The sequence below is a fragment of the Rothia gullae genome (assembly GCF_024294905.1).
Taxonomy (GTDB): Bacteria; Actinomycetota; Actinomycetes; order Actinomycetales; family Micrococcaceae; genus Rothia.
The window spans coordinates 24,801-45,850 of sequence record NZ_JANCOC010000004.1 but is presented as its reverse complement, the minus strand read 5'-3'; the positions used below and the strand labels follow the sequence as shown (position 1 = coordinate 45,850).

General features: G+C 62.5%; 14 protein-coding genes. 7 read left to right on the top strand and 7 right to left on the bottom strand.

What is annotated here, in order from left to right:
- Positions 1–381 precede the first annotated feature (381 nt).
- The 7 genes from tkt (at position 382) to NML54_RS03690 (ending at position 8,383) form a co-directional block, all read left to right on the top strand.
- Positions 382–2,484, top strand: coding sequence for a transketolase (gene tkt / locus NML54_RS03720; protein WP_254755971.1), 2,103 nt, complete (start codon positions 382–384; stop codon positions 2,482–2,484).
- Between the two features lie 177 nt (positions 2,485–2,661).
- Positions 2,662–3,762 (top strand): transaldolase, encoded by a 1,101-nt coding sequence (gene tal, locus NML54_RS03715; RefSeq protein WP_254755970.1) that lies wholly within the window; start codon positions 2,662–2,664, stop codon positions 3,760–3,762.
- A 278-nt stretch (positions 3,763–4,040) separates the two neighbouring features.
- Positions 4,041–5,588, top strand: coding sequence for a glucose-6-phosphate dehydrogenase (gene zwf / locus NML54_RS03710; protein ID WP_070686853.1), 1,548 nt, complete (start codon positions 4,041–4,043; stop codon positions 5,586–5,588).
- A complete protein-coding gene (locus NML54_RS03705) occupies positions 5,585–6,571 on the top strand; it encodes a glucose-6-phosphate dehydrogenase assembly protein OpcA (RefSeq protein ID WP_254755969.1) in 987 nt (328 codons plus the stop codon). Before zwf ends, NML54_RS03705 begins: the two co-directional genes overlap by 4 nt.
- The gene (locus tag NML54_RS03700; protein WP_254755968.1) at positions 6,564–7,664 is read left to right on the top strand and encodes a 6-phosphogluconolactonase; all 1,101 of its coding nucleotides are present in this window, start codon (positions 6,564–6,566) and stop codon (positions 7,662–7,664) included. Before NML54_RS03705 ends, NML54_RS03700 begins: the two co-directional genes overlap by 8 nt.
- Before the next feature lie 130 nt (positions 7,665–7,794).
- The gene (locus tag NML54_RS03695; RefSeq protein WP_005506120.1) at positions 7,795–8,046 is read left to right on the top strand and encodes a toxin HicA; all 252 of its coding nucleotides are present in this window, start codon (positions 7,795–7,797) and stop codon (positions 8,044–8,046) included.
- Positions 8,039–8,383, top strand: coding sequence for a type II toxin-antitoxin system HicB family antitoxin (locus NML54_RS03690; RefSeq protein WP_254755967.1), 345 nt, complete (start codon positions 8,039–8,041; stop codon positions 8,381–8,383). Before NML54_RS03695 ends, NML54_RS03690 begins: the two co-directional genes overlap by 8 nt.
- A 156-nt stretch (positions 8,384–8,539) precedes the next feature.
- On the opposite strand, the gene NML54_RS03685 is transcribed toward NML54_RS03690, so the two are convergent.
- The 7 genes from NML54_RS03685 to tpiA all read right to left on the bottom strand — a co-directional run bounded on the left by NML54_RS03685 (position 8,540) and on the right by tpiA (position 20,825).
- Positions 8,540–11,110 (bottom strand): hypothetical protein, encoded by a 2,571-nt coding sequence (locus NML54_RS03685; RefSeq protein WP_254755966.1) that lies wholly within the window; start codon positions 11,108–11,110, stop codon positions 8,540–8,542.
- A gap of 464 nt (positions 11,111–11,574) precedes the next feature.
- The gene (locus NML54_RS03680) at positions 11,575–14,490 is read right to left on the bottom strand and encodes an endonuclease (RefSeq protein WP_254755965.1); all 2,916 of its coding nucleotides are present in this window, start codon (positions 14,488–14,490) and stop codon (positions 11,575–11,577) included.
- A gap of 59 nt (positions 14,491–14,549) precedes the next feature.
- On the bottom strand, positions 14,550–17,321 hold the full coding sequence (locus NML54_RS03675) for a DUF6493 family protein (protein WP_254755964.1): 2,772 nt from the start codon (positions 17,319–17,321) through the stop codon (positions 14,550–14,552).
- Between the two features lie 70 nt (positions 17,322–17,391).
- Positions 17,392–18,801 (bottom strand): SWIM zinc finger family protein, encoded by a 1,410-nt coding sequence (locus NML54_RS03670; RefSeq protein ID WP_254755963.1) that lies wholly within the window; start codon positions 18,799–18,801, stop codon positions 17,392–17,394.
- A 190-nt stretch (positions 18,802–18,991) separates the two neighbouring features.
- Positions 18,992–19,249 carry a preprotein translocase subunit SecG gene (secG, locus tag NML54_RS03665; RefSeq protein WP_005506130.1) on the bottom strand — a complete coding sequence of 86 codons (258 nt, stop codon included), beginning with the start codon at positions 19,247–19,249 and terminating at the stop codon, positions 18,992–18,994.
- 108 nt (positions 19,250–19,357) lie between these two features.
- Positions 19,358–19,822, bottom strand: a complete 465-nt coding sequence (locus NML54_RS03660) for a hypothetical protein (RefSeq protein ID WP_254755962.1) — start codon at positions 19,820–19,822, stop codon at positions 19,358–19,360.
- 226 nt (positions 19,823–20,048) lie between these two features.
- Positions 20,049–20,825, bottom strand: a complete 777-nt coding sequence (tpiA, locus tag NML54_RS03655) for a triose-phosphate isomerase (protein WP_005509126.1) — start codon at positions 20,823–20,825, stop codon at positions 20,049–20,051.
- Positions 20,826–21,050: the final 225 nt, after the last annotated feature.

Below are 21,050 nucleotides of genomic sequence, written 5' to 3'. Positions count from 1 at the left end.
GCGCATAGCTCATCAACACACCCTAACCACCCACCAGCCATACGCCATGAAACCCGGCTAAAACCCGGCTAAAACCCACGGAGTCCGCGCTCCGGCGGCACATTCGCCCCCGATTCGCCCCCCCCCGAATCATCCCTGCGCCGTGCATGTATCACCCTGTGAATGTCTGCATTCACACACCGGATACTTCCGCCCAGTGAACTATCCTGTTAAAACGAAAGGGTCGAAACAAACCTCCCGGCACCCCGCACCTACCCTGGCACTTACCCGGGCACCTACCGGCGCGGGAATAAACACCCCCGAAGGCACGTTACACCCGACAAACAGCGCGCTAGCACAAGCCTGCTGGCGCATCCACTCACGTTGTGAAAGGACACCCACGTGGCAGAGAACTTCCAGTGGACAGAAACCGACCAGCGCGCCGTAGATACCGCACGTATCCTCGCCGCAGACGCCGTAGATAATGTCGGATCCGGCCACCCCGGCACCGCAATGAGCCTGGCGCCGGTCGCCTACCTGCTCTTCCAGAAGGTCATGAACCAGGATCCCTCCGACGACCGCTGGGAAGGCCGTGACCGCTTCATCCTCTCCCCCGGCCACACCTCCCTCACCCTGTACACTCAGCTGTTCCTCGGCGGCTACGGCCTCGAAATGAGCGACCTGGAAGCCCTGCGCACCTGGGGTGCCCTCACCCCCGGCCACCCCGAATACAAGCACACCAAGGGCGTAGAAATCACCACCGGTCCGCTCGGCCAGGGACTGGCATCCGCCGTTGGTTTCGCCTACGCACAGCGCCGTATGCGCGGCATGTTCGACCCCGATGCAGCACCGGGCACCTCCCCCTTCGACCACCACGTCTACGTCATCGCCTCCGAAGGTGACGTGCAGGAAGGCGTTACCGCCGAGGCGTGCGCGCTCGCAGGTCACCAGGAGCTCGGCAACCTGATTGTCGTCTGGGACCGCAACCACATCTCCATTGAGGAAGACACCGACGTTGCCTTCACCGAGGACGTTGCAAAGCGCTACGAGTCCTACGGTTGGGATGTTCAGCGCGTGGACTGGACCCGCACCGGCGACTACGTTGAGGACGTCGCAGAACTGTACGCCGCTATTGAGCGTGCCAAGGCTGTCACCGACAAGCCCTCCTTCATTGAGCTGCGCACCATCATCGGCTACCCTGCACCCACCAAGCAGAACACCGGCGCAGTACACGGCTCCAAGCTCGGTGCTGAAGAGGTCGCCGCAACCAAGGAACTGCTCGGCTTCGACCCCGCCAAGAGCTTCTTCATCGAGGAGAACGTCCTGGCACACACCCGCCAACTCGTTGAACGCGGCGCCGCTGCACACAAGGCATGGGACGAGAAATTCGAGGCATGGGCTAAGGCTAACCCCGAGCGCGCCGAACTGTACAAGCGCCTCGTCGCAGGCGAACTGCCTGCAGACTACAAGGCTGCCTTCCCCGTGTTCGAGGCTGGCACCTCCGTGGCAACCCGCGCAGCATCCGGCACCGTCATCAACGCTATTGCTGACACCTTCCCCGAACTGTGGGGCGGCTCCGCTGACCTTGCCGGTTCGAACCTGACCACCATCAAGGGTGCGGAGTCCTTCAACCCGGCATCGCGCAGCACCGAAGACTGGACCGGCAACCCCTACGGCCGCGTACTGCACTTCGGTATTCGTGAGCAGGCTGCCGCAGCAATCGTCAACGGCATCGTGCTCTCCTCCCCCACCCGCGCGTTCTCGGGCACCTTCTTCGTGTTCTCCGACTACCAGCGCCCGGCTGTTCGCCTCTCCGCACTGATGGGTGTTCCCGCACTGTACGTGTGGACCCACGACTCCATCGGTGTGGGCGAAGACGGCCCCACCCACCAGCCGATTGAGCACCTCTCCTCCCTGCGCGCTATCCCCGGCTTCGACGTGGTTCGCCCCGCGGACGCTAACGAAACCGCTGTCGCATGGCGCACCATCCTGGAGAAGTCCGACCGCCCCGCAGGCCTCGTGCTCTCCCGCCAGAACCTGCCCGTCTGGGCTCGTGAAGACGTACACGCAGACGCTGAGGGTGAGAAGTTCGCTTCCGCTGAGGGCACCGCACGCGGCGGCTACATCATGGCTGACACCGAGGGCACCCCGGACGTCATCCTGATTGCTACCGGTTCCGAGGTTGAACTCGCTGTTCAGGCTCGCGCAACCCTCGCAGAGCAGGGCATCGCCGCCCGCGTGGTTTCCATGCCTTCTCGTGAATGGTTCGCTGAGCAGGACGCAGAGTACCGCGAGTCGGTTCTGCCCGCCTCGGTTGCAGCCCGCGTCTCCGTCGAGGCTGGCCTGGCGATGAGCTGGTACGACCTGCTCGGCACCGCCGGCCGCGCCGTATCCATCGAGCACTTCGGCGCATCCGCCGATGCGAAGACTCTGTACCGCGAATTCGGTATCACCGCGGAGGCTGTCGTGGCTGCCGCTAAGGAATCCATCGAGGCGGCAAAATAAAACTTTGTCCGCCGCGTCCGTCTGAGTATGCACCCTTTTAGGGGCGCATGTATGAGGCGGTTGTGGTGAACAACAGGTAGGCTCCGACTCATTAATATGAGCCGGAGCCTACCCAACCCCGGCAGTTTTTTACCGTTATCCAATTTTTATTTCTGACAAAGAATCGTAGGTTTTCACATGTCTGAGTCCACTCAGAAGCTTTCCGACGCCGGCGTCTCCATCTGGCTTGACGACCTCTCCCGTGAGCGTCTGACCAGCGACAACCTCGCCGAACTCATCAAGACCCACAACGTCGTCGGTGTGACCACCAACCCCACCATCTTCGCTGGCGCGCTCTCCAAGGGCGCCGCATACGCCGAGCAGATGCGTGAGCTTGCCGCCGCCGGCGCAAGCGTTGAAGAGGCAGTCTTCGCCGCAACCTGCGACGACGTACGCGCAGCCTGCGACGTGTTCGCACCCGTCTACAAGGCATCCAACGGTTTTGACGGCCGCGTCTCCATCGAGGTTGACCCCCGCCTAGCACGCGACGCCGAAGGCACCGCCAAGATGGCACGTGAACTCTACGAGCGCGTGGGCCGCGAAAACGTCATGATCAAGATCCCCGCAACCCAGGAAGGCCTGCGCCCCATCGCAGAGACCCTGGCTGCTGGCATCAGCGTGAACGTGACCCTGATTTTCTCCCTGACCCGCTACCGCGAGGTCATCAACGCCTACATGCTCGGCCTGGAGCAGGCACTGGAGAACGGTAAGGACCTGTCCACCATCCACTCGGTCGCATCCTTCTTCGTCTCCCGCGTAGACACCGAAATCGATGCACGCCTCGAAGCTGCCGGCGGCGACGCTGTGCAGCTCAAGGGTAAGGCAGGCCTGGCGAACGCACGCCTCGCCTACGAGGTGTTCGAGGAAATGTTCTCCTCCCAGCGTTGGGCACGCCTGGAAGCACACGGCGCGAACGTACAGCGCCCGCTGTGGGCATCCACCGGCGTGAAGGACCCGTCCCTGCCGGACACCCTGTACGTCACCGGCCTGGTTGCCCCCAACACCGTGAATACCATGCCCGAGGCAACCCTGAACGCTGTTGCCGACCACGGCGAAATCACCGGCAACACCATCGTGCCGAACTACTCCGAGTCCAACAATGTTCTGGACGCTATCTCCGCTTACGTCTCCTACCCGGAGGTCGTGGAGAAGCTCGAGGTTGAGGGCCTGTCCAAGTTCGACGTCTCCTGGGAAGAGCTGCTGCAGACCGTCCGCGAGGCACTCGAGCAGGCTAAGTAGCCGCACCCCAGTAGCCGCCGAAAATATAGCGCGGCACTAAACACTATCGGTGTGCACCGCCCGATGCGCACCGCGGCACCGCGACCCAATCCGCCGGGGTTCCCGCCAGAGCTTCACCGCTCGGGGAATCTCGGCGAATTAGGGTGCCACTGAAACAATCCCGTCAAAACCGGTACAATACAGGGTACACACCTTCCAGAATGCGGCATCGCCTCCGCGCGAATAAGGTACGAACCGCGCGCCGCACGAACCAACCAAGGCAATCAAAGGAATATATTGTGACTATCGGTCATGAAGCGAACCCCCTCAGGGACACTCGCGACCGCCGCATTACCCGCATTGCGGGGCCGTCCGCGCTCGTCTTCTTTGGCGTAACCGGTGACCTGGCCCGCAAGAAGCTGCTTCCGGCAGTGTATGACCTCATGAACCGCGGTTTGCTCCCGCCGAGCTTCGGCCTTGTCGGCTTCGGCCGCCGCCCCTGGAGCGATGACGATTTCCGCTCCTACGTACGCGAATCCGTTGAAGCACACGCCCGTACCCCCTTCCGCGAAGACGTATGGAACCAGTTCCAGCAGGGCATGCGATTCGTCGTAGGTGCCTTTGACGACGACGCAGCCTATGAACAGCTCAAGAGCACCCTCGCCGAACTCGACGAGCGTGGCGCTCACGGCAACCACGCCTTCTACCTGTCGATTCCCCCGAAGGCATTCGAGCAGGTCCTCACCAAGCTCGCCGAACACGACCTCGCATCCCGCGATAACGACACCATCAACCCCGTCGACGGTTGGCGCCGCGTGGTCATTGAGAAGCCCTTCGGCCACAACCTTGAAAGCGCACGCGAACTGAACTCCATCGTGGAGGCAGTCTTCCCGCCCGACGCCGTGTTCCGAATCGACCACTACCTGGGCAAGGAAACCGTACAGAACATCCTGGCGATGCGTTTCTCCAACCAGATGTTCGAGCCCCTCTGGAACTCCCACTACGTGGATCACGTCCAGATCACCATGGCTGAAGACATCGGCATCGGCTCCCGCGCAGGCTACTACGACGGCGTGGGTGCGGCCCGCGACGTCATCCAGAACCACCTGCTGCAGCTGCTCGCCCTCACCGCCATGGAAGAGCCCCTCAGCCTCGACGCTAAGCACCTGCGCGCCGAAAAGGCAAAGGTCCTCGAAGCAGTCCGCATCGACGACCTGCCGAACTCCTTTGCGCTCGGCCAGTACGCCGCAGGCTACCAGGGCGGTGAGCACGTCAACGGCTTCTTCGACGAGAACGACATCCCCGCAGACTCCCGCACCGAAACCTTTGCCGCGCTGAAGGTGTCCATCGCAAACCGCCGTTGGGAAGGCACTCCCTTCTACCTGCGCGCCGGCAAGCGCCTGGGCCGCCGAGTCACCGAAATCGCCGTGGTCTTCAAGAAGTCCTCCGACCGTCTCTTCGGAGAACGTGAAAACCCGCAGGTCGGTCAGAACGCCATCGTCATCCGCGTGCAGCCCGACGAAGGCATGACCATCCGATTCTCCGCGAAGGTGCCCGGCACCCAGATGGAAATCCGCGACGTCAACATGGACTTCGGCTACGGCCACTCCTTCACCGAAGAGTCCCCCGAAGCCTACGAACGCCTCATCCTGGACGTTCTGCTCGGCGAGCCGCCGCTGTTCCCCCGCCACGAAGAAGTTGAGCTCTCCTGGAAGATCCTCGACCCCTTCGAAGAGTACTGGGAAGAAAACCGCATTAAGCCTGAACCCTACGAGTCCGGTTCGTGGGGTCCGCGTTCAGCACACGAGATGCTTGAGCGTGACAACCGCGCTTGGAGGCGCCCGTGATCTCGCACCTGCATAACACCACCGTTTCCGCTATCAACAAGGAACTGAGCCACCTGACTGCCGCCAACGGTAGCCTCAGCAGTGGACGAGTACTCACCTTTGTTGTCCTCGCGGAAAAGGGCCACTCCCGCGAAGCAATGCGCGCCGCAATTCGTGCATCCCACGAACACCCGAGCCGCATTATCGTACACATCTCCCACGATCCGCTCGACCCCGACCAGCTGGATGCAGAAATCCACCTCGGCGGCGACACCGGCGCATCCGAGATGATTGTTCTGCGCGGCTGGGGTAGCGCTTCCCGCCCGACCGAAGCACTGATCTCCGGTCTGTTGCTGCCGGACTCCCCGATTGTGGTCTGGTGGCCGCACTCGGTGCCCGAGAACCCGGCGCAGCACTCCATCGGTCGTATCGCGCAGCGTCGCATTACCGACTCTGCACGCGCCGACGACCCGAAGGAAGCACTGCGCAAGCTCACCGACGTATTCCGTGCAGGCGACACCGACCTGGCGTGGACGCGCCTCACTCTGTGGCGCACCCAGCTGGCAGCGCTCATGGAGCAGATGCCTGCCTCCCCCGTGCGCCGCGTGGTTGTGTGGGGTTCGAGCAAGTCCCCGTCCGTGGTGCTGCTCGGTACTTGGCTCGGCTGGAAGCTTGAAGCGCCCGTACACCTCGCCACCATTGGCGCGGCAAACCGCGGCCTGTACCGCGTCAGCATTGAGCGTGAAGACGGTTCGGTGACGATGTTCCGCCCCGGCATTTCCGTGGCGACCATCTCCACCCCGTACGCACCCGATCAGCAGATTGCGCTGCCGGTGCGTACCCTCGCCGAGTGCATTTCTGAGGAGTTGCGCCGCCTCGACCCGGACGACACCTACGGTGATGTGCTGAAGCAGGCGCTGCGCACCGTCACCCTCGTCGATGACACTTGCCAGCCTGAAGACATGCTGGACCTCGAAGAATACCCGGAGGTTTTCGATGCCTAAGATTCAGAACATGGGCGCATCCACCCCCACCCTGGTGGCGCACCCGACCCGCGACGCTCTCGCAGCGGACGCGGTGACCCGCATCCTCGACATCATTGAGCACGTGCTCTCTGAGCGCACAATCGCCCACATTTCGCTGACCGGCGGCACCATGGGTATCGCCACCTTGAAGGCGTGGGCTGAGAACGAGCGCGTGAAGGATATCGACTGGTCCCGCGTGCATTTCTGGTTCTCCGATGAGCGTTACGTGCCCGAGCGTAGCCCCGAACGTAATGACGGTCAGGCTATTGAGGTGCTGCTCGCTCCCCTGCTGTCACACGGCCTGGTCGTGGGCAATGTGCACCGCATGGGTCCGTCCGATATTTTCACCGGCCTGGAAGCTGCAGCTGAGCACTACGCCTTTGAGATGCGTGACTACGCCGGTTCCGCACCGGCTATGAGCGTGCAGATGCCCGAGGGCGCAACCGAACTGCCGCTGGCTGGCGGTCACGGTGGCGGCGCAGGTCACGAGCACGGCGGCTCCGGCGGTTGTGGTTGTGGTGGCGGCGGTTGCGGTTCTTCCGCACCCGAGCAGTCCATCGAAGAGACCACCCTGGACGAATTTGATGCTGAGGCTGCTGAGGCTTCCGAATCCGCAGGTGGTTGCGGATGCGGCGGCGGAGGCTGCGGTGGTGGCGGCGGCCAGTGGCCCGCGCCGGTCTTTGATATCACCCTGCTGGGCATGGGCCCGGACGGTCATATTGCTTCCCTGTTCCCGGGCCGTAAGCAGGTTCTGCTGGGTACCGGTCTGCCGGAGGATCCGGTTGAGGGCGGTAAGGCTGTGACCGTGATGGTTTCTGATTCGCCGAAGCCGCCGGCTGAGCGCGTGTCGGTCACCCTGCCGATTATCAATAATTCGCGTCACGTGTTCTTCCTCATCACCGGTGAGGATAAGCAGGATGCGACCAGCCGCCTTCTGGCTGGCGCGAAGCTGGACGCTGAGGACCTGAACGCGGAGCTGCTGCTGGAAACCCCTGCGGTGGGTGCGCGAGGTAAGAAGCAGACCCTGATTTTTGCAACCGAGGAGTCGCTGGCTCCTGAGAACCGCCCGTAAGGTTCGGTTCTGGTTCGGTTCTGAACTGCATCAACAAAAGAGTGGAGCCCCGGATAGTTTCGACTATCCGGGGCTTTTCTCTATGGTTGTAAGTCACCCCAAAATGGTACTAGAAGTGGTACTATAAAGTATGCCGAGTATTGAAGATTTAGTCGCGAAGATGGCCTCCAGCCCTCAAAACGTTACTTTCACTCAACTTCAAAAGGTATGCACCCATTTCTTTGGAGCGCCGCGTATCCGCGGATCTCACCACTACTACAGCACCCCCTGGCATGGTGACCCTATTGTCAACATTCAGCAGGGAAACTCTGGTAAAGCAAAGAAATACCAAGTCAAGCAGGTTCTAACTGCCATTCGAAAACTGGAGAATAACGATGACTAGTACTCTCCCCCGCCAAGAGCTCTACACCTACCACGTCGAGTGGTCTGAAGACGACCAGGAATTTGTCGGAACCGTCACCGAATTTCCCAGCCTCTCATACCTGGCCCCAACCTCTACCGAGGCATTCGCAGGTATCCGAGAAGTCGTCGCCGACACCCTCGAAATTCTTGAAGAAGACGGCCGCGAGGCACCCGAACCGTTCTCTCTGCGTTCCTTCTCAGGACGATTCAACTTGCGTGTTTCACCGCAATTGCATCGTCGTCTGGTTCAGCAGGCAGCGCTTTCTCACCAGAGTCTGAACCAGTACGTGAGCCAACAGCTCGAAGCAGTCGCCTAAGTAAGCCAGTAACATCTTCATCATCCAACGTAGATTCCAAAATGTTATGACATGACAATAGGGTGGAGCCCCGGATAGTTTCGACTATCCGGGGCTCCACTCTTGCTACGCCCGCCTACTTTTCGCCTACTTTTCAGCGGCGGCAGGACCCTGCGGCTACTGTTCCTGGGCCTCCTCCGCTTCATTCTCGAAGCCCACGTACAGTGCCGCCAGCGACGGAACCGTAGCCTCCAGCACCTGCTGCGCCTCCTCGGGGCTCGCCGCAAGCTTCGCGCCGGTCAGCTGCAGGTACTCGCGCACCGTCATGGGCTGCGCCCAGTCAAAGTGCTCACGCACGGCGGTGATGTTCGCCCCAGACTGCAACACGTTAATGCCGCGGGCAAGACCAATATCCGTCACCTTCACGATAGCGTCGGTCTCATCGGGGATGTCGTACGGGTCGCGGTTCTGCAGGTCCACGATGAACGGCAGCACGCCGCGGCTCTCAGCGCGCAAGGTGAACTTGGTGTGTACCTGGCTCACCTCGTGCACCTCGCCCACACCCACGGCGGGCACCACCATGAAGCCCGCCTGCAGGTCGTTTACCGCGGCCAGGGTGTGTGCCTCCCCGAAACCGGAGTACAGCTGCACCACCGGCACGAGGTAGCACACCTGCGCCTTGAGCGCCTTGCGTGCCTCAATGTCGATGTACTCCCAGGCGCCGCCGGTACCGTCCGTAATGTCGCCGGAGTGGTGCGCGTAAATGGCGCCCTGGCTGTTCTTCACGGTCTGCGACCAGTAGCTGATCTTGTCCATGTAGTTGCCTTCGGCATCGAACATCATCAGCGACAGGTCAATGTCCACGCCCTCATCCCAGAAGCAGAAGAGGCGAATCACGCCGGTGGGCGGCAGGTGCACCGTTGAGGTGTTGTAGCGGCCCATGCCGTCCAGAGAGGGGCGGGCGCTGCGGGTGTTCAGCGGCATAATCGTATCGCCCACCTGCTCGGGCAGGTAGATGGAAGTCTCGGCAAGACGGCCGGACAGGCCAATCTCGACCAGGCGCTCCAGCAGGTCTAGCACCGCCGGGCTGTATTCGCGCGCCGGAATCATGGTTGCGATACCGGTCTTGGACAGGTTCATGCGCTGCGGGGCGGTAGGCTGAGTGTTTAGCGGGCTCTCGGGGACAGAGGTGTGCGGGTTAGACAGGCCGGCGTTACGGTCAAAGAACGAGCCCAGCGGGTTCGGGATGCCCGCGTTCTGTATGAGGTTCTGAACCCTCGCGACGCCCTCCGGGTTGCGGCGCGCATAGTCGGCGAGCTCCCGGTCCTCCTGTACCGCCACCGGGTTGGCGGGGCGCTCCTTCGGCGGGTTCGTGAGCGCGTTACGCTGCAGGGTCACCAGGTTGCGAATCTGCACCAGGATGGGTGCGGAAACGCGCGGCGCCACGGCGGCAAACGCGTCAAAGATGACCTGCTGGCCAGGGCTCGGCGCGGTATCAATGCCGTAGCGGGGCGCTTCGAAAGCATCCAGGGCGCGCACCAGCTGGCGTGCAAACACGCCGGGGCGGGTCGAGAGCAGACGTGCCACGTTCTGCGCATCCCGGGTTGCGTAGGCGCGGTCTACCAGCGACTCGAAGCTGTACACCTCGCCGCGGTACAGGTCGTCAGCCCAGCGGCTCAGCGCGGTCAGTGACGGGTAGTCGCCGGGGTGAACCGCCTTGACGAGGCGCTTGTACATTTCGGCGGCGGGTGCGCTGTCGTAGCGGGCACCGACCGGGTCGGCTTTCAGCACCCGGTTGAGCAGGTGCGCAATGCGGGTGCGTTCGCTACGGCGCAGCTTCAGGCGCGGCGCGATGCTCAGGCTCAGGTCCCCCACCGTGCCGTTGGAACGCAGACGCGAGTAGGCGGCGGCGAGGGCGAGCGCCTCCTTCATGGTGTGCAGGTGCTCAGCGTCTTCGGGGTGCAGGCAGGCGGCGATGAACACGCGGTTTTCGCGGCTGGTGTTCTCCGGTCGGGCAGCCGGCAGTACGTCATGCTGGGCGAGGAAACGGCGCAACGCCACAAGGTCGCGCTGGTCGGTCTGGTTGTAGGACTGCTGCTGACCGAGTAGCTGCTGGTAGAGGGCACCCGCCATAATCAGGGCGTTCTGCACGCCGCTGACCATCTGCAGGGGTCGGCGGTTGCGTTCCATGCTGGTGAAGTTGGAGCGGCTCATCGGCTGCTGCCACTCGTAGGGCACGTAGTTCTCGGGCAGACCGCCAAGGATTCGCTCGGTGCCGTCCGGGTTGTAGTACGGGTTGGAGAGGTAGTGCATAATCTGCTCGGTGTAGCGCTGCTCGTCGGTGAGCGTCAGGGCGCGCAGATCAAAGTCGCGGCGGAACACGCGGCCGGGACGGTACCCGTACTCGTAGGACCAGATGGTTGCGAACAGGGCAAATTCGTTGGCGCTGGCGTTCAGCGCCTGGGCGAGGGACTCAGGGCTGAGGGTCAGACCGCAATTGCTCAGGACGGATACTCGCCCCAGGTCGGTGTCGAATGCGCCGGAGTGGTGCAGGTCGTTAATGCTCGAGTAGTTCGAGCGGTAGTAGGGGCCGTACAGGTCGGTGAAGACGTACACGCCGTAGCGGCGCATCAGGATGAGGCGCACGAGGGGGCTGAGGCCCTCAGGCGCTTCGCCGTGAAGGTAGGCGGATTCGTCGAAGTAGGGTGATTCCTGCAGGTAGGGGGATGCGTCGTAGGGAGTGGTCACGGGTCGTCCTTTCCGTTGGTCTCACCCGGCTATCACCGTCGGTGGTGTGTCTATGTTCTTATCGTAGCGGCGTGGGTGCTGGTTGTCGCTGGGTTTGGTCATCGGTGACCTGCGGGGGTATATATTCGCGGGGGCAACAGGCGGGTACGTATCGCGGAGTCTCGGCGGTGTTTATCCGTTGCTTGTTGATCGGTCGCTTGCTTATCTGCTAGCCGCTCATCTGTCAGCCGCGTGGGAACGGGGGATTAAAAGAAAAATGGCGGGAAGCGAAGAATCCGACAAATATAAGAAAAAGATATTTCAGAAAGTAGGACTCTTCATGATCCGCCATTACTTATAGACTACTCCCGCCCCGCGAGGGTGGTCAAGCCGTTTCGTCACCGAAGCATGCTTGGGGTTTTCCACCCGCCGGTGAGGCTCTAGCTAAGAGGCAAGTAGCATCACCGGCAGGTAGGTTTTTCGGGTTAGGACTCACCCAGTAGCGCGAGCGCGGCTTCGCGGGCGGCAAGCGCCTCCTCTGTCTTGCGGGCAGGCACGGCGGCTAAGGCGCGTAGTGCTTTCGCCAGCACCGTGGAGCCCTTCATCTTCGGCTCCAGGACCGCGGGAATCTCAACCGGCGTGCCGTACAATTCGGCAAGCTCCACCGCCAGGCGCACATAGTCGCCGCCCTTCGTCAGCCCACCAACCATCGGCAGCAGCAGGCGCAGAACCTGCAACACACGCCAACCCGCTAGAACACCGATAGACGACACCTCACGCAGGGTCGCCACCAGGCGGTTCGCAAGGACCATCCCGTCCTCCAGCGCCCATTTCAGGGTCTCCGCGAAGGTTCCTGTATCCAGCAGGCCCGCTTCAAAGAGCGCTGCAATGGCCTCTGCCGCCGCCAGACGGTACTCAGGATTTTTCGCGCTCGCCACGTAGCCGAGCAGGGTGCAGGTCGGGGCGCCCACCTGCACGGTGGACTCCCTCAGTGCGCGCAGAAGCGGCAATACGGGAGTCGCATTGTTATAGTCGAGAGCGGCCCTCCCCGCGAACAAGAAGTATGCCGAGAGCAGGTCCGGGTTGTTCTGAAGCAACCAGGACGCCCATTCGGTGAGTGCCGGGAGGAAATCACCCAGCCAGCTGTCGACCCTGTCGAGATTCAGCAAATATACGAAGGGAATGAAGGCGGTGTTAAGCGCTTCGTAGGCGGTAGCCTCCTCGGGGCTCATGCCAGCGGTTGCGTGGCTCATAGCCTCGCGTGCCTCATCCACGGTACCCGCAATGTCGCTCGCGACCTGCCACATGGGCTGGTACTCCACGAATTCCTCAACGTTAAAGTTTTCGAAGCCTGCCTCGCGAAGACGACCTTCCTGGCTGGCTTGCCGGTATTCCTCAATTCGATCAAAATCGAGACCGCGGTTGTAGCCACTCCAGGGGATGTCCAGGCTGGAGACCATGCGGTACGTCCAGTCACTGTAGGTAAGCTGACGGGCGGGTAGCGGTGCGCTCAGCAGGCGCACTGTGCGTCCGTCCGTGCGGTACTCTCCCCCGGCGGCGACGGCACGCATCTGTTCCCGGAAAATCTCGTGGAGGTCGCGGTATCCCTTCAACTGCGTTGAGTCATGTGCCCAGAGGTGGTGCTTATTCTGGACGACCAGGCGCACCAGCTCTTCCTTGCTGAGGATGGCATTGTTCGAGTAGGTTCGCGCAACCAGTTCACTACGGCTGGAATACTGCAGGAGCGGCGTCAGCTCGGGTAGCTCCCAGGACTCGTACCCGGCTGCCTCGGCGTTAGCTTCCAACACGGCGCAGAGCGCAGGCATACACGCGACGTTGTTGTAGTAATATTCGCTGGCAATCTTGCGCAGGGTACGAAGCTGCTGCTGATCCACCGGTGCCAGCTTGTCGGTCGCGGCAAAGTGGTAAAGACGAGCCAGGTTCTCTCCCCTAGTGCGGGGAGATTCGTCCCCGGTAATTCGACCCGAGGTGGTGTTCGATTCCTCGGTCAGCAGAGTGCAGAACTCATCCAAATCCGCGATGGATGCGATGGGTTCTCGGTGCTCAACGTCGGGAAACAGCACCGGCGGTACCTCTACGGAGGCGCCCGCCGCCTCCGCTTCTTCGGCCTGGGGTAGGCGGTCTTCGGGTAGGCAGGCTTCAGCGGCACCGCGCAACTCCAGGGGCAGCACCTCGTAGGCTTCGAGGACGCGCTCAGCAATGTAGTCGGCGAGCGCCAGCTGCTCGGCAGTTTGTGCCTTCTTGCGCTTGGCTTTGCTCAAACCAGCGTACTGGGTGGCGATGAGCTTGAGCAGGCGCAGGGCGCCGCGCTGAATCTTCTTTTCGGTGCGGTAGAGGTTCGCGCCGAGTGCGTCGATGAGCTGTTCCAGCTCGACCTGTTCTAGCGGTGCTAGCTCTGCGTTTTCGTTCTTCTGCAGGGCGGCGGGTGCGCAGGCTTTGAGCACGTTCTGCAGCATGGTCTGGGCGAATCCGACGGAGGCACTGGGCTCTGCGGTGAGGACAGCCATGAGTTGCCCGAAGCGTGCCCGGTTTTCTGCGTCGGTGGGCTGCAGGTCGGTGTAGATGGAGTGGAAAGCTGCCGAGTTGAAGGCGCTGAAATCGCTGGTCAGGCCGCGTAGCAGGGCGTCCAGGATTTCGTCGCGAATGTCGAAGTATTCACCCAGGAGGTGGCACAGTTCCGCGCTTTCACCCATGTAGTTGCCGTAGCCTTTGAAGAGCACCCCCTCGGTGCGGAAGACCGCCCAGAATTCCTGGTCGAGCAGGGTCATGTCACGGGTGAAGAAGGTCTTGAGCTGGGCGTGGTTGCTCGCGCTGTCCTTCTTCACGCAGGGCAGGGCTTCGTGCAGGAAAAGGACCAGGTATTCGGGGGCATCGCAGCTCAGGTTACGGGCACGAAGCAGTGTATAGCAAGTTTCCCAAATTTTCTTCGAACGCGCCCAAGAGTTCGGCAGACCCACAATAAAACGCAGAATCCACTCCTCGGGGCGTTCGGTGGCCCCGAGCAGGAACGCGTCAATCAGCTGCTGATCCGGGCGCCCCTCCCAGAGCAGGGTGCGCATGGCGCGGCCGGCGGAACGGTGGTATTCCCACGGGTCGCCGTCGGGGGTGCGCACGAGCGCCCCGGCAACGTAGGCGGCAAGCGGGGTGCGGTTAATGTGGTCGCTACCGATCACGCTCTTAGGGGTGAGGGTTCGGGCGAGGGAGGTGCGTTCCTCCTCGGTGGCGCCGGTGATGACGGCATGGTATTCCTGCACGTCAGTTGATTCTGCCTCCATGAGGACTTTGAGGGCGGCACGGCGCTCTTCGAGGGTGCGCTCCCCCACGTTATGCTCGCTGGCGCTGCGCTCGTTAGGGTTATGCGGCTGGGCGGTATCAGTCATTGGTACCTGCTTTCGGAGTTGATGGTGAATGGTTGTGACAAGTTAGAGGGACGGGGCGGTTAGCCCTGCACCTGGTTGAGGATATTCCGGGCGTACCGCGCCTTCTGCGAAGAACCGGTCAGCGTACCCAACCAAGCACGCAGCGGCTCATCCACAAGCTCCGCACGGGTAGCAGGGTCGAGAGTCGCCAACGCCTGGCTGAAGGCGCCCAGCAGCTTACCGAGCGAGTTCGCCCCGGTATCCAGGTGCGGTATGAGGCGCGCGAAGAAGCGCACCGCCGCCCGCGCATCCAGCTGGGCGAAGTCGGTGAGGGCAAGCGCCCAACGGTTCAGCATCGCCAGCGGCACAAAGTTCACGAAACCGGTGGTGGCGTCCTCAAGGCTGAGCTGGTCGTCCAGCACGCGGTGCATGATTTCCGCGGCGAGGGAACGAATCTCGACGCGCTGCTCCGAGAAGCCCGCTGCAAACACGAACGCGCAGGCGGGACCCCACGCGCCGGGGTGCGCCGCCAACGCCAAATACAGGCTCCGGTCAAAGGCACTGTAATCCAAGATGTACCAGTTGCTACTAGCGCAGTAGAAAGCCAGCGGCTCTGCCCGCGAGGGGTAGAGCAGGGCGTACTGTCCTTCTTCGCTGTGGTGGGCGGCGGCGAGGCCGCGGAAAGCGTTCAACTCGGGGGTGGATGCGCCGTCCTTCACCCCGTTCAGCTGAAGGCCCCAGCTTTTCTCCCTCTGGGATACCGTGATGGATTCCAGGTAGGGGTTGACGCGCCCGGTGGCGAGGGTGCCGTCGAGTGCGGAGCGGAGCACGCGAATCTGTGTAGAAGCAGAACGCGGAGCGTCCTCCTGAGCGTTCTTCACGTATTGCTCTTCGAGGCTTTCAAGCAGGGTCAGCGCCTCAGCTCGGCGGCTCTGTGCCTCCTGCCGCTGCTCGTCGGTAGCGTACGGAGGTAGCATCTCCGGCACGCGCACACGTAGTAGCGCCGCCGTGAAATCCTGGCGCAGGATGGGGGCTCCATCAGCCAGGTTCTTGGCGTACCGGCGCACCAGGGTATCCGGATGCACCCACCCGCTCAAGAGTTCGGGGGTGGCGAGCGGCGTGTAGCTCTGCCTGCTCTGCAGCACACCGAGGGCGTCCTTGAATCCGGTGCTGAAGAACGCGGCGTGGCGGGAGTACATGTAGTGCAGGTTCGGCACCGTACCGGGGTCTTCTTTCGGGGTCATCTCCGATGCCTTCGCGCGCTCACGCAGCTTCCCGGCGGCGGCAAGAACCGTCAAATGCGCGCGCATGTCGAACCACTCCAAACCCCAGTGGTTCAGCTTTTTCAGGCAGATAGGAACAAGCTGTTCGAGCAGGTTCGGGCTCTGCGCGGTGCCGTCGGCGCTGAGCAGGTAGGCGGTGAGTAGTTCCAGCTCCAGCTCGCATCCGGCGTGCGTTTCGGGAAGTTCCGCTTCATTGAGCGTATCGGGGGTGGCGCTGGGCGCGACCTGATGGTGCAGGAGCGCACGGGCGCGTTCTTGCACGTCGGATACGGTAACGGGGCGTACGGGGGTATCCCAGTACCGGTGGATTGCGGTGCGGGAGGCGGCGAGCGCCTCCGCGGCAGCGGCCTCAATGTCAGCAGCTTCAGTGAGGGCGGTGCTGTCCTCGCCACTCCCCCAGCTATTCTCCGGGCTGTACCCGTCTTCGAGGAGCGGCGAGCCCTTTTCCTGAATCTGCGCCACAACCAGCGGATCGAGCTGGGGTCGGTAGTCGCGGTAGAGTTCGCGGGCACGCTCGGCAAACACGACAGCGTCGGCGCTCGTATCGTCTGCGGCGCCCGCCTGCACCCATTCTTCGAGGTGGTTGAGGGCGGCGGCTTGAACCTGCGCGTGGGTGTGGCTGAGCGCCATGACTACCGTGTCTTCGCAGGCTGCAGCGTCGAGGGTGCCCGCCCGGTACAGCGTCTGGAGCATGGTCAGGATTTTGAGTGCGTTTGCTTTGGTTCCGGCACATACGGCGGGTGCCGCGTAGGCGAAGGCGGTAGCATCCAGCGCCTGCGGGTTTTTGCTCCAGAGGCGGTGAATATGCTGCACACCAAGGGTTACGCTCGGGCCGATGGGCGAGGAGAAAAGCGTCAGAAATTCGCTCTGACGTGCCGCGATTTCTTCGGCGGTGAGTTTGAGTCCGGTGACCAGTCGTGAGAACCAGCCGACCCGGTACGTCGGGAAGTCGCTCATGAGGGAGCTCAGGAGCGCGTCAATGAGGCGGTCACGGCTAATCAGCCCGGTTTCGGTGGCTTCGATGAGGGCGCAGGACCAGCCGGGGTTGTTGGCCTTCTGCCCGGGCTTGTAGGAGTCGCGCTGGGTGAGGGATACGTCCCGGTTACCTTCGACGGCGAGCATGCCCCAGATGAGCTCTTCGCGGAGCTGTTCGTCCTCGCGCAGTAGCGGGAGGATCAGCTCGCGGTCGCAGTTAATGAGGGCGGTGTAGTATTCCTCGTTGTGTTCGAGGCGCGCCCCGCCGTAGAGCTCAGCTAGGCGCATGGCAACGCCTCCAGTGAACCAGCCGAACTCTGCGTAGGCTTTAACGCGGTCCTGCGTGACAGTTCCGGGCGTGTTTTTACCGAGCTGGGAGCCGTATGGGGTGGTGGTGATGTCGAAGTACTGCCAGCGGCGGTAGATCTGTTCGAGGGTACCACCGACCGCCAGGATGTTGGCGAGGTTGCGGTTGAAGTGCATGATGTCGCTCCAGGTTTTCTGCTGCCTGGTGAGCGGGTAAATGACCTCGCCGGGGAGCGGCTCGGTGATGACACCTTCGGGGAAGGTGTGCGTTTCGGGGCGTTTGCTCATGATGGTCTTTCGGGAAGGAAGCTGAGGCGAGCTTTTGGGGCGTCGTCTTTTAGTGCGGTGCGTGGAGTGTCTAGCCGGCGGCGTGTTCGCGGTAGAGAATACTGACCGCCAGCGCGTGCTTGCAGGGGCCGCGCGTACCGCGGTACTTCAACCACCAGGGGCAGGAGCAGAGATACCCCTCCACGGCGTACGGGTCGGCGGGCAGCACCACGGTGTACGTGTTCTCACCGCTGCGCACACTGTACTCACCGGTGCCGTGCTCCCCCGCCCCGACCCGCTCAATAGCGCCGGAGTCGGCAAGCTTTTTCGCGCCGACCAGGCGCGGGTGCATGGCAGTCAGCGCCTCCGGATGCACGGGCATCGGGCGGTGGAAATACTCGCCAGCGTGTGCATCAAAACCAACCTGACCGGAGGAAGCCAGCAGGGCGAGGGCGTCGCGGGTTGCCGCCTCATCCAGGCCGGCACGGGCAGACATGACGGGCACGTCAATGCGCGGCTCGAAGGAGAGCAGTACGCTGAGCATGTCAGCATTCTGGGCGGTGCTCGGATTAGACAGCGCCTGCAGCACGGATCCCTCACCGGAGAACCCGCGTGACTTTTCGGGGCTCAAACCAATGCTCAGGCGTGCGCCGGGCAGGTGCGCCACCCACACGCTGGGCACGGGCGCATTACCGGCGGTCACGGGCTCACTGTAGGCTTCCAGGCGCTGAATGTGGCGGATGAGCGGCTCAAGCACGCGCAGACGCTCGGGGCCCGCCACGCATACGGATCCGGCGGTGGCGCGGGTGGCAAGACGCAGTGAACGCACGGCGCGGGTTGCCCACAGGACCGCCTTGGTGCTGGAGTTACGCGGCAGGGAGTGGATGAAGGTTCGGGCGGCGGCAGCGTCCAGGCTGTGCACGGGGCTCATGCGGGATGAGAGCATCTGCGTTTCTGCAAAGCCTTTGAGCCAGCGGATGGGCAGCGGCACTTTTTCTTCCATGACGGAGCCGTCAAGGGTGGTGGTGAGCAGCCCGTCGTCGCCAACGTTCAGGTGGATGGGCTCCCCTGCCCGGAGGGAGGCGAGCGCGGCGCGCAGGGGCGGGTTGACGTCTACGTTGGTGACGCCTACGGCGCTGTGGCTGGCGTCGAGTGCGCTGGAGTCAACATCGAGGCGCGCGTACACTCCGCAGCAGGCGCTGAAGGATTCGAAGCGTAGGCCTTCGGCGGTGCTGGTGACGACGGGGTCTGCGGCGCGTAGGGCTGCGGCGAGGGAGCTGGGCGGTACGTAGAAGCGGGTGCGGGCGACCCTGGCGACGACCAGTAATGCGGTGGCGTAGACGTCTGCTCGTTCGAGGAACCCGGAGAAGAAGTACGGGTGGGAGGCGGCACCTTCGGGGGTGCTGCCGCCGCTGGTGGCGAGGCTGAGCGCGCGGGAGTCGGCGCCGTCGATGATGGCTGACGGGGCGGTGTACGTGTAGTCGAGGGTGTAGGCGCTCATGGCTTCTTTGCCTTTCGTATGTGGTGTATACGTCCTATCATGCCGTAAAGATTCGCGTCCCGCTACCGCTTTCGTCATTGCAGTTTGGTGCATAAAAAATCCCCGGCATTCTCGGTTGAGAAGTGCCGGGGAGAAGCTCTATTGGCTCACCCTCGGTGGGGTGGGCGTGGGCTCTGATGAGAGGCTCTAGCTAGACGACAATCTGGCCGTTGAAGCGCATTGCCAGGCCGTACAGGACCACTGCGATAACCCAGATGACGATCACGGTGACGGTCAGGCGGATCAGGTTCTTAGACGCCATACCGGAGGAGTTCAGGGAGTTGGTCATACCGCCGCCGAACATGTCGGAGAGGCCGCCGCCCTGACCGCGGTTGAGCAACACAAGCATCACTGCGATCACGCTGGTAATGGCGATGATGACCATGAGTACGTTCATGATGACGTCCATGGGGACCTTCCTTCGTTGTCTTCTGGTGGGGTGCCTGGGCTGCGGGGTGCAGACAGACGGTTTTAACTATACGCTACAGCCGCCATTCGGTCACGTTGGGGCAGCTTTTTACGCGGCGCGGTTGCTGCGGCGCTGGTATTCGCTGGGGGTCAGCTGCAGGGCTGCGGGGCGGTCGGTGAGCACACGCTGGGCGGTGAGTTCGTCGCCTTCGGTGTCGTAGGCGCGCACGTATCCGCCGTCGATGAGGTAGTAGGTGAACTGCTGCGCGGCAGCCCAGTAGGCGCCTCCTTCAGCGTAGAAGCCCTGGTCTACCCAGTCGCGCAGGGTGAGGGTCACGGGGATTTCCGGTGAGGAGGTGCGGCTGTAGAGCTGGTCGAGGAATGCTTCTCGGCGGCTCTCGAAGTACTGGTATTCGGGCGAGGGTTCCTGGTATTCTGCGCCGCCTGCGTAGCCGATGTTCCCGCCGTCGTTGCCGGGTAGGCGCGGGGCACCCACTTTGCGGTTGCGCAGGTAGCTGTAGAGAATCATGCCGACGAGAGCTGCGATGACCAGGGAAAAACCAAAGCTGAACATGCCGTTAAGTGTACGGGGCGAACTGCGGGGTCGGCGTATTCTGGATGGGTTTTGCGGTTAGGGGCGAACGCGCCCGGCTCTTCTCCCCCGCCTCATGCACCCTCCTCTTACGCCCGCCTCATACATCCACCGCTATCTCCGGTGGTGGTTAAATGGTTCAGCGCCCGGTCGGGTGGGTACCCGCCGGGCGCTGTAACGCTATGAGACGCTATGGCGCGTCGGGGTTTTATGCGTCGAAACGTGCGATTGCTGCGAATTCGTCAGCCTGCAGGGATGCGCCGCCGACGAGCACGCCGTCCACGTCTTCCTTGCCCATGATGGAGGGTGCGGAGGAGGACTTGACGGAGCCGCCGTAGAGAACGCGAACCTTCTCTGCAACGTCTGCGGAGTAGAGCTTAGCGATTTCTGCGCGGATTGCTGCGGACATTTCCTGTGCGTCGTCTGCGGTTGCAACCTTGCCGGTGCCAATTGCCCAGACGGGCTCGTATGCGATGACGAGGGTTTCTGCCTGCTCAGCGGTCAGACCTGCGATGGAGCCACGCAACTGCTCGAGAGTGTACTCGACGTGGGTGCCTGCTTCGCGGATTTCGAGGGGCTCACCGACGCAGAGGACGGGGGTCAGGCCGTGCTTGTATGCTGCCTGAACCTTTGCTGCGCACAGCTCGTCGCTTTCGTGGTGGTAGGTGCGGCGCTCGGAGTGGCCGACGAGCACGAAGGTTGCGCCGAGCTTGGAGAGGAATGCGCCGGAGATTTCGCCGGTGTATGCGCCGGAGTCGTGGACGGAGAGGTCCTGGCCGCCGTAGAGGATGTCCAGCTTGTCGCCTTCGACGAGGGTCTGCACGGAACGGATGTCGGTGAAGGGCGGGAAGACGGCTACTTCGGTTGCGGAGAAGTTGAAGTTTGCGTCGTCGAGGGTCCATGCGAGCTTCTGGACGAGGGTGACTGCCTCTGCGTGGTTGAGGTTCATCTTCCAGTTGCCTGCGATGAGGGGCTTACGCGACATAGTTCGCTCCTTAGCTTTCCCGCGCGGTATGCCGGGCGGGGTTATTGTTCGGAATTTTCCTTTTCTATTTTAGAGGGTTGGCGGCATATTTTCACTGGTTCGGCGCGGTTTTATGCTATAGCCTTGACTATTCTCACCCTACGTTCACTAATCGTGTTGAGCCCGGATACGAAGTACCGGCAGGGTGGAGCTTAGGGGCTCTACCCTGCCGGTGTTCTGCCGGTG

Bases quoted from the DNA above. Each gene is read 5' to 3' on its own strand.
- tpiA (WP_005509126.1), bottom strand. From the start codon at position 20,825: ATGTCGCGTAAGCCCCTCATCGCAGGCAACTGGAAGATGAACCTCAAC.
- secG (WP_005506130.1), bottom strand. From the start codon at position 19,249: ATGGACGTCATCATGAACGTACTCATGGTCATCATCGCCATTACCAGC.
- NML54_RS03675 (WP_254755964.1), bottom strand. From the start codon at position 17,321: ATGAGCAAACGCCCCGAAACGCACACCTTCCCCGAAGGTGTCATCACC.
- NML54_RS03695 (WP_005506120.1), top strand. From the start codon at position 7,795: ATGCCGAGTATTGAAGATTTAGTCGCGAAGATGGCCTCCAGCCCTCAA.
- tal (WP_254755970.1), top strand. From the start codon at position 2,662: ATGTCTGAGTCCACTCAGAAGCTTTCCGACGCCGGCGTCTCCATCTGG.
- NML54_RS03680 (WP_254755965.1), bottom strand. From the start codon at position 14,490: ATGACTGATACCGCCCAGCCGCATAACCCTAACGAGCGCAGCGCCAGC.
- NML54_RS03670 (WP_254755963.1), bottom strand. From the start codon at position 18,801: ATGAGCGCCTACACCCTCGACTACACGTACACCGCCCCGTCAGCCATC.
- NML54_RS03690 (WP_254755967.1), top strand. From the start codon at position 8,039: ATGACTAGTACTCTCCCCCGCCAAGAGCTCTACACCTACCACGTCGAG.
- NML54_RS03700 (WP_254755968.1), top strand. From the start codon at position 6,564: ATGCCTAAGATTCAGAACATGGGCGCATCCACCCCCACCCTGGTGGCG.
- NML54_RS03660 (WP_254755962.1), bottom strand. From the start codon at position 19,822: ATGTTCAGCTTTGGTTTTTCCCTGGTCATCGCAGCTCTCGTCGGCATG.